Source organism: Butyricicoccus sp. (assembly GCF_050872565.1).
GTDB lineage: Bacteria > Bacillota > Clostridia > Oscillospirales > Butyricicoccaceae > Butyricicoccus_A.
Genome location: NZ_JBNMHC010000397.1, coordinates 1 through 1,904, shown reverse-complemented (window position 1 = coordinate 1,904; position 1,904 = coordinate 1). Strand labels below are relative to the sequence as shown.

Annotated in this window: 3 protein-coding genes; all 3 read left to right on the top strand. The window is 51.1% G+C overall.

The window, feature by feature from the left end:
* Window positions 1-429 (top strand): M16 family metallopeptidase (locus ACR0P9_RS11805; RefSeq protein WP_432620389.1); only part of this gene is annotated, 429 nt, incomplete at its 5' end.
* A gap of 1 nt (window position 430) precedes the next feature.
* Window positions 431-1,696, top strand: a complete 1,266-nt coding sequence (gene yfmH / locus ACR0P9_RS11800; protein WP_432620387.1) for an EF-P 5-aminopentanol modification-associated protein YfmH — start codon at window positions 431-433, stop codon at window positions 1,694-1,696.
* Window positions 1,697-1,699: 3 nt separating this feature from the next.
* Window positions 1,700-1,904, top strand: a 205-nt coding sequence (locus tag ACR0P9_RS11795) for a prolipoprotein diacylglyceryl transferase family protein (protein WP_432620385.1), incomplete at its 3' end; no start/stop codon positions are given.

Sequence of the window (1,904 nt, the reverse complement as noted above, 5' to 3'; positions counted from 1 at the left end):
TGCTTTGGCGGCAGTACAGCCTCTCGACTGTTCTGCCATGTGCGGGAAAAGATGAGCCTGTGCTATTATGCCTCTTCACAGACAGAAAAAACCAAGGGCGTTATCGCTGTCACCTCTGGTATTGAAAACGACAGTGAAGAAAAAGCACGAACAGAGATTTTGCGCCAGTTATCGGACATTCAAGCGGGCGGCCTGACACAGGAAGAAGTGGACAATGCCAAGCGTTCGATTTGCGCTTCGCTGCACACGATGTTCGATTCTCCGTTCGCATTGGAGAATTTTTATCAGACACAGGCACTGCTTGGTAGTGACGAGACGCTGGAACAGCTGATTGCCCGCATTGAGACAGTGACGCTGGAACAGGTGACGGCAGCAGCCCAAAAAGCCGTGCCGGATACCGTTTATTTTCTGAAGGGAGTGGGTGCATAAGATGGAGACACATGGTTATCCGCAGCTGGATGAGCAGATTCAAATGACAGTCTTGCCCAATGGTTTGCGTATCTATTGCATTCCGCGTTCGGACAGTGAAAAGACATTTGCCATGTTGGCGGCAGATTTTGGTTCCATTGACTGCCATTTTGAACTGGATGGACAAAAACATGATGTCACACCGGGCATTGCGCATTTTCTGGAGCACAAGCTGTTTGAGGAAGAGGACGGCAACGCGCTGCAAAAGTTTTCGGCGCGAGGGGCACAGCCGAATGCATTTACCAGTCATACCATGACGGCATATCATTTTACGTGCACGGATCGGTTTTATGAAGACTTAGAGATTTTACTGCGCTTTGTCACAACGCCGTATTTCACCGATGAAAATGTGGCGAAGGAAAAAGGCATTATCGGTCAGGAAATTGATATGTTGGAGGATACACCGGGCTGGGCGGCCTATGTCGGCGTGCTGCAAGCCTTGTATGCCGTGCATCCGGTGCGCATTTCTGTCGCAGGAAGCAAGCAGACAATTGCGCCGATTGATCCGGCTGTTTTAAATCTGTGCCATCGCGGCTTCTATTCCCCAAAAAATTTGGCATTGGTTGTTTGCGGACAATATGAATTTGATCGTGTAGTTGAACTGGCACAGCGCATCACACCGGCAGATGCCGCAGAGATTGCTGCTCGGTCGTATGGAGATGAGCCGGAAACCGCGGCGCAGCCGCGCTGGGAGCGCAAAATGGCAGTATCCCGTCCGATCTTTATGCTGGGCTGCAAAGATGATGTGCCGAGCGACATGTATCGGCAGCAGCTGATTGGTGAACTGGCAGCACAATGCGTCTGCGGCAAGTCAACCGTGCTGTATGATACATTATATCAGCGAGGTCTGGTGGATCGAACCTTTGATCCAGATTACTTTACGTTTGCAGGCGGCGCATGTGCTCTGTTCAGCGGCGAGACCAACGATCCGGATGCCGTGCGCGAAGCGTTGGAACGCGAGATACAGCGCATCGCAGACGAAGGAATCGATGAAGCAGTATTCCGCAGAACCAAAAAAGCACTCTATGGCAAGTATATTCGCCGCAGCAGCGATGCGAGCGGCGTGTGCCGGATGCAGGTAGAAGCGGTGTTCTCCGGCGCGATGGCGTTTGATTTTGCAGAGGTATTCCAAAGCATCACACAGGCGGAAATTGTACAGCGCGTACAAGCATGGGCTAAGCCCAATCGAACAGCTATGGCAGTGATTGTGCCGCAGAAGGAGGGATAACATATGGAACAAGTCGTTTCCTTTCCGGGCTTAGGACTGGAATTTCATCTCTCTAATATCGCCTTTCATATTGCATCCAAGCCGATTTACTGGTATGGTATTCTCATTATGTGCGGCGTGGTATTGGCTGTTATCTATGCATCGGTGCGATGCCCGGCTTTCGGAGTCAAACAGGATGATGTGTATGACTGCGTGCTGTTTGCCGTGC